General features: G+C 49.6%; 7 protein-coding genes and 1 pseudogene. 5 read left to right on the top strand and 3 right to left on the bottom strand.

What is annotated here, in order from left to right:
- Together ACJAZW_RS14840 and betI are read right to left on the bottom strand one after the other, a co-directional pair.
- Positions 1-428: aldehyde dehydrogenase family protein (locus tag ACJAZW_RS14840; RefSeq protein ID WP_415159481.1), on the bottom strand; the 428-nt coding region annotated here is incomplete at its 3' end.
- Between the two features lie 9 nt (positions 429-437).
- Complete coding sequence (betI, locus tag ACJAZW_RS14835; protein ID WP_415159479.1) at positions 438-1,115, bottom strand: transcriptional regulator BetI; 678 nt, start codon at positions 1,113-1,115, stop codon at positions 438-440.
- 107 nt (positions 1,116-1,222) lie between these two features.
- On the opposite strand from betI, the gene choX reads away from it, so the two are divergent.
- The 3 genes from choX to choV all read left to right on the top strand — a co-directional run bounded on the left by choX (position 1,223) and on the right by choV (position 4,104).
- Positions 1,223-2,143: a choline ABC transporter substrate-binding protein gene (gene choX, locus ACJAZW_RS14830; protein WP_415159477.1), complete on the top strand. Its 921-nt coding sequence runs from the start codon at positions 1,223-1,225 to the stop codon at positions 2,141-2,143.
- A gap of 111 nt (positions 2,144-2,254) precedes the next feature.
- Positions 2,255-3,091 (top strand): choline ABC transporter permease subunit, encoded by an 837-nt coding sequence (gene choW / locus ACJAZW_RS14825; protein WP_415159475.1) that lies wholly within the window; start codon positions 2,255-2,257, stop codon positions 3,089-3,091.
- On the top strand, positions 3,088-4,104 hold the full coding sequence (gene choV, locus ACJAZW_RS14820; protein ID WP_415159473.1) for a choline ABC transporter ATP-binding protein: 1,017 nt from the start codon (positions 3,088-3,090) through the stop codon (positions 4,102-4,104). The genes choW and choV overlap by 4 nt, the downstream gene beginning before the upstream one ends.
- A 123-nt stretch (positions 4,105-4,227) precedes the next feature.
- On the opposite strand, the pseudogene ACJAZW_RS14815 reads toward choV, so the two are convergent.
- Positions 4,228-4,419 (bottom strand): annotated as a pseudogene (locus tag ACJAZW_RS14815) (transposase); the annotation flags it as partial.
- A 163-nt stretch (positions 4,420-4,582) separates the two neighbouring features.
- Between ACJAZW_RS14815 and ACJAZW_RS14810 the strand changes: the two are divergent.
- Together ACJAZW_RS14810 and ACJAZW_RS14805 are read left to right on the top strand one after the other, a co-directional pair.
- Positions 4,583-5,161, top strand: a complete 579-nt coding sequence (locus ACJAZW_RS14810; protein ID WP_415159471.1) for a hypothetical protein — start codon at positions 4,583-4,585, stop codon at positions 5,159-5,161.
- Between the two features lie 2 nt (positions 5,162-5,163).
- Positions 5,164-5,655 (top strand): hypothetical protein, encoded by a 492-nt coding sequence (locus tag ACJAZW_RS14805; protein WP_415159469.1) that lies wholly within the window; start codon positions 5,164-5,166, stop codon positions 5,653-5,655.
- Positions 5,656-6,228: the final 573 nt, after the last annotated feature.

The following is a 6,228-nucleotide window of genomic DNA, read 5'->3' as shown; positions in this document are numbered from 1 at the left end:
AACGCTTCGCGGCGGGTATAGACAAAATCTCCGCCGGCAAGGGGAATATGCTCGCCTGTCAACGTGCCTGCAAGGCCGCCGAAATACTCAAGCGCGTCTGCGCCTGATGCCGGGTCCGCAATTAATGTCTCAGACAAAGGCTTACCCGTATTCAGGGTTTCAATTTCAGACAATTCCCGGTTGCGTTCACGCATTATATCAGCTGCCCGGCGCAGCACGCGGCCGCGCTCGGTGCCCGACAATGCAGCCCATGTTTTTTGCGCAGTTTTTGCGCTATCCAGCGCCATATCAATAATGGTCGCTGTCGCTGTGTGAAGCGTTGCGATCACTTCGCCCGTATGCGGATAAATCACATCAATTTTCTCACCGTCGGTGTCGTCCACATATTGACCGTTGACGAAGTGACTGGCTTTTGGGCGGTAATTCATGGTCAATTTTTACTCTTGAGGGCCAACAAGAATGGCCGTTGGATCTGGATCGGCCTGTTCGGTCGAGATTTCGCCATTTTCTGAAATCTCAGTGCACTCCGCAGCGATGGCGCGCAGCACATGTTGCGAGCCTTCTGCGCCGTCGAGCTGATGTGTTTCAAAATCAATAAAGCGGATGGATTTTGTGTCGAGCGCATAGCGTAAATAGAGCCCGTCTATCAGGCCAGCAATGCGCCGCGCCACGTCTGGTGCCCGCTCACCAATCTTTGGGCGCAACGCATCGACAAGGTTCGAATGCAGGCGGCGTTGATAAACATAAAGCAACCGCCGCGCCGATGCAGAGCGCAGTGAAAGTGCATAAAAATTAATCCAAGCAGAAATGGCTTCGCGCCGAAAACTTGTCATGCCAAAGCTGGCTTGTGCGATGGCTTCCAACCGCTCGTTCGGTGTCTTTTTTCCTCTGAGCGCCTGTCGCACGTCATTGCCATATTCGGTGAGAATTGAGCGCATGGCGGCAAGAAATAAGCCTTCCTTATCCTGGAAATAATGAAAGGCCAGCCCGGGCGACACGCCAGCGCTTCGCGCGATTTGACTTGTGGTCACATTGAGCGTGCCGCTCGCGCCGATTTCTCGGATCGTTGCTGCGATCAATTCTGTACGTCTTTGTGCTTCTGGTTTACGTGCCATACGGTCTTTCCAGATTCGATGGTTGCAATTCGTAAATAAAGCATTATTAATTGACTCGTCAATCAATAACTTATGTGCTCATCACATGAACGTAAAGAGGGAACCCCATGAAACTTTCAATTTCAGCTGCAATTTTTACGCTTAGCGCAACTTCTGCGATGGCCAATTGCGAAACCGTAACATTTTCCGATGTCGGTTGGACCGACATCACCGCCACCACAGCCGCCACAACAACAGTGCTTGAAGCACTGGGTTATGACACAACGACACGCGTTTTGTCCGTGCCAGTAACTTACATTTCGCTTGAACAGGGTGATGTGGACGTATTCTTGGGCAATTGGATGCCCACGATGGAGGCCGACATTGCCCCTTATCGCGAAAAAGGTACCGTGGTTACCGTGCGTGCCAACCTACAGGGCGCGAAATATACATTGGCCACGAACGCCGCTGGCGCCGAACTTGGCATCAAAGACTTTGGCTCAATCGCTGAGCATGCCGATGCCCTTGATGAAACCATTTTTGGCATCGAGCCCGGCAATGATGGCAACCGATTGATTCTCGATATGATCGCGGAAAATGCGTTTGGCCTGAAAGACTTTGACGTGAAAGAAAGCTCAGAGCAAGGCATGTTGTCGCAAGTGAACCGCTTGACCAAAAAGGGCGAGCCGATCGTATTCCTTGGTTGGGCACCACACCCCATGAACGCCAATTTTGACCTGACCTACCTTTCAGGTGGCGATGATTGGTTTGGAGAAAATTACGGTGGAGCAACGGTTTACACCAACACTCGCGCTGGCTATGTTGAAGAATGCCCCAATGTTGGCAAACTGCTGCAAAACCTTGAGTTTTCTCTGGAAATGGAAAACGAAATCATGGGCGCAATCCTCAATGATGGTGAAAATGCAAGCGACGCTGCAAAAGCGTGGTTGGCGGCAAACCCATCTGTGCTTGACGGCTGGTTGGTCGGCGTTACCACCCAGGATGGCGGCGACGCGCTACCTGCTGTTAAATTAGCACTTGGCCTATAGTTTTTGGCCTATAGTTTTTGGCCTATAGTTTTTGGTCATAAAATGTGGTCCTGCGCTGATGTGCAGGGCCGACCTGATATTAGCACCAGACCATAAAAGGGGAATTACGACGTGGATTGGCTGACGTCTTACAAAATTCCAGTGGGCAAAGTCGCAAGTGCGATTTTTGAGTGGATTCGAGAAAATGCGGAAGGCGCACTCGACTTATTGTCCCTTGTTCTTGAGGCCATGATTGATGGTTTTCTTTGGATTTTACAGACACCGCATCCACTGGTGATCATCGCTGTGTTCGTTGGCTTCACTTGGATCATGCAGCGCAATTGGAAAACCTGTTTGCTCGTCGCCCTCGGTTTCCTGTTTATTTTGAACCAAGGCTATTGGGAAGAGACAACTGAAAGTCTTACGCTTGTGCTCTCTGCATGTCTGGTGTGTATGTCGGTTGGCGTGCCTATAGGGATTGCCGCCGCACACCGACCACGTCTTTATGCCATGATGCGTCCAGTGCTCGACCTGATGCAAACTTTGCCGACCTTTGTTTATCTGATCCCTGCGATTGTCTTTTTCGGTATCGGCATGGTGCCCGGCTTGATCGCCACGGTCATTTTTGTGCTGCCCGCCCCGATCCGTCTCACCCAATTGGGTATTTCGTCAACGCCAAACCGCTTAACGGAGGCGGTACGCGCGTTTGGCGGCACCGACCGAGATGTGCTGGTTAAAGCCGAACTGCCTTTTGCCCTCCCACAAATTATGGCGGGACTGAACCAAACAATTATGCTCGCACTTTCTATGGTTGTGATCGCTGCCCTGGTGGGCGCTGATGGCCTTGGCGTGCCGGTTGTGCGTGCCTTGAACCAAGTGAATACGGCGCTTGGCTTTGAAAGCGGTATCGTCATCGTTGTGGTCGCCATCCTGCTGGATCGGATGCTGAACAGGGGATCTGAACAATGAATATTGTTGTCAAAATCGAAAATGTTTCGATCGTGTTTGGTGACGCGCCGGAAAGTGCGCTCCCTTTTATGGATGAAGGTTTGGACCGGACCGCGGTTCTGGAAAAATCAAACCAGGTCCTAGGTGTACATAATTGTTCCCTTGATGTGAACGAGGGTGAAATTCTGGTGTTGATGGGGCTGTCTGGTTCAGGCAAATCAACGCTTATTCGCGCCGTCAACGGGCTTAACCCGGTGGTGCGGGGTGCCGTGCATGTGGACGAAGGCAATGGCCTCATGAATGTGACTAAGGCGTCACAAGTTGATCTGCGCCGCATTCGGCGCGAACGCATCGCCATGGTTTTCCAGCAATTCGGGCTTCTGCCTTGGCGCTCTGTTGCCGAAAATGTAGGCTTAGGTCTCGAGTTGGGCGGCATGCCGAAGGCGAAGCGACGTGAAGTTGTTATGGAACAGCTTGGCCTTGTGGGCTTGACAGAATGGGCTGACAATAAGGTCCACGAGCTGTCGGGCGGCATGCAACAGCGTGTGGGCCTTGCACGGGCTTTTGCCACAGAAGCGCCGATCCTGTTGATGGATGAACCGTTTTCCGCGCTTGATCCGCTCATTCGCACCAAACTGCAAGACGAGCTTTTGGAATTGCAAGAACGGCTTAAACGCACCATCATTTTCGTGAGCCACGATCTGGATGAAGCATTTAAATTGGGCAATCGTATCGCCATCATGGAGGGCGGCCGCATTGTGCAATGTGATACGCCCAACGGCATCGCCAACAATCCGGTCAGTGACTATGTGGAGGAATTTGTGGCGCATTCTAATCCCCTCACATTTTTGCGGGCGAAGGACGTGATGACCAGTGCCGATATAAGCGGCGATCTGCAAGTGGATGAAGACACGCCGGTTATGGAATTTGCGGCAGATTTAACTGCAACCCGCGCATCTGTCGTGGTCACTAAAAAGGGCGAACCGATCGGCGTCGTCACATCAGATTCCTTGTTGCAAAGACTGGTCACCTAGGGTCTGAACTCAATTGAGAAATGATCTGGACAGCAGTTCAATTTTGATCAGATTTAGGCGAAATTGTTCGACTGTGTGAGCGCCGAATGAAACGCGACTTTTGTTCTTGTCAGAGTAGGGGGATCATTTGGTTTCCTCCAGCATTTTTTCTTTGAACACTTCGGCCGGCGTTTTCCACCCTAAGCATTTTCTCGGCGTTTGATTGAGACGATCGCAGATCATCTTCAAATCATGATCTGAGAGCGTTTTGAGATTGAGTTCGCGTGGTAGCCATCTTCGGGCGCGTCGGTTTGTGTTTTCCACCGTGCCTTTTTGCCTCATCTTTGCACGGCACAATTGTCGTTCCGATTGATTGCAAGTTCCTCGAAATGGTTAAAATAGGTTGATAATTGTACGCATTGTTGTTTAAGTTCGAACAACGAATATTGCTTTTGTTATTTTTTGAATATGTTTTTGGGTTGTTGGAGTTGTGTTTTAAGTGATTGAAGAGTTAGATTTTCCACCCAAAAATGTTGATGAATTGGCGCATTCTTCGACTTCGGAAGAAGCGGTTGAGGGCGTTTGCGCTGTGGCGAATGGATCAGACCTCAAGATTTTCCGGGCGACACAGCAAGAAGAAATTTCCAAAATCAAAGATATTTCGCTCGAGTTTCATGCCGAGAGCCGATATGCGCATTTGGAATTCTCTGAGGAGAAGTTCATCCGCAACTATACCAGAGCCATTAAAAGCCCTGCCGATACGCTTTCTGTGTATGCGCAATTTAAGGGCAAAACAGTTGGGCTGTTGCATGCTGGCGCGGGGGATTATTATCTCGGCGTTGGCGGGCGCATGGTGACGGTATATGGCGTCTACGTTTCAGGCAAAATCCGTTCCACAATGCTGGGCGGCAAGGTGGGCATAAGGCTTATTCGTACAGTGGTGGATTGGGCCAAAAGCCAAGAAGCGCATGAAGTGCATATTCATTCAACCGCTGGCATTGAACCTGAGCGAACCGACAGGTTGCTGACGCGCATGGGTTTCAGGACTTACGGCGGAAACTATGTGGTTAGGGTGTGAAGATGAAGTCTGACGTATTCAGCAATGTGTGGATTGTGACTGCAGCTTCAGTTTTAGCATTGTTGGTGATTATCTTTTTGTATTTCGAGTATGTCTCACCATTTTTGGAGAAGCAAAACTTCAGCGATGAGCAGATTTCATTCTATGAGGTGCTCAAAAACCACAGCTTTCGCGGAGAAGAAAACCGTAGAGGTGCCGATTTTACGCTGGAATTTGCAAAAGCCTATTCGTCCCACATATCTGATCCGGTAGAATTGATCAAAGTTTTGCTGGCCCACGGTTACGACATCCAGGCGGGCGCTAAGCGCGATAAACAGGGTAACCTGATTGTGGTTGACACCGCCATTTTTCTGAATCGCCGACTACACTACAATCTCTCAGGTAGCTTTCGCCGAGAGGCTGTACACGTTTCATTATTTCTCAACGAGAATTCTGAAACACCGGTTAGTTTTTTGTTAAGTAATAATACACGTTTTTTTAGGATTTCTTTATGACTATTTCTGCACGTTACCGCCCCATTGACGACCCGATTGGTTGTTTTTTGACCACAAGTTTATCGTGTATGAAAACGATAGCGGTTCTAGATACTACATAGGCGGCTTTCCGGATGACAATGGTCCTATAGTGACATTTACTGGGCGCTATGAGCCTGAAGCACTGTTTAAGCTCGGCGTTGGTCCACGCCGCGACTGGTATCCAGATGATCATGATCACCTCACAATTCAGGATTTAAGTACGGTAGGCGGAGCTTTAGACGCTGCACGATTCTCTGTTATGCAGTCCTGGAGCTATTTGTGTGTAATTGGTGCCCATGATATATTCCTCCTGTTTGATAACACATTGTTTTCAAACAAAAGTCGCGCTTCAAGGTAGCGCGCACCCTGTTACACAAAATGTCAAAGCCAAATAGAAATGGCTCTAGGTGGGCTAATTAGAGTTGTCTCACTCCTGTAGGGAAGGTACCCAAGTGGTGGACATTGGCTGGACCGCAAGAGTCAAAGCCAATGTGCGAAACACACCTCAAATCTATCATAAAGAGCAAAAAAGTAAAGAACGTGCAGAATATG

The sequence above is a fragment of the Maritalea sp. genome (assembly GCF_047634455.1).
GTDB lineage: Bacteria > Pseudomonadota > Alphaproteobacteria > Rhizobiales > Devosiaceae > Maritalea.
The sequence above is the reverse complement of the archived record's forward strand: the minus strand, read 5'-3'. Positions and strand labels throughout refer to the sequence as shown.

Excerpts from the sequence above, each read along its gene's own strand:
- betI (WP_415159479.1), bottom strand. The coding sequence starts at position 1,115 with ATGGCACGTAAACCAGAAGCACAAAGACGTACAGAATTGATCGCAGCA.
- choX (WP_415159477.1), top strand. The coding sequence starts at position 1,223 with ATGAAACTTTCAATTTCAGCTGCAATTTTTACGCTTAGCGCAACTTCT.
- choV (WP_415159473.1), top strand. The coding sequence starts at position 3,088 with ATGAATATTGTTGTCAAAATCGAAAATGTTTCGATCGTGTTTGGTGAC.
- ACJAZW_RS14805 (WP_415159469.1), top strand. The coding sequence starts at position 5,164 with ATGAAGTCTGACGTATTCAGCAATGTGTGGATTGTGACTGCAGCTTCA.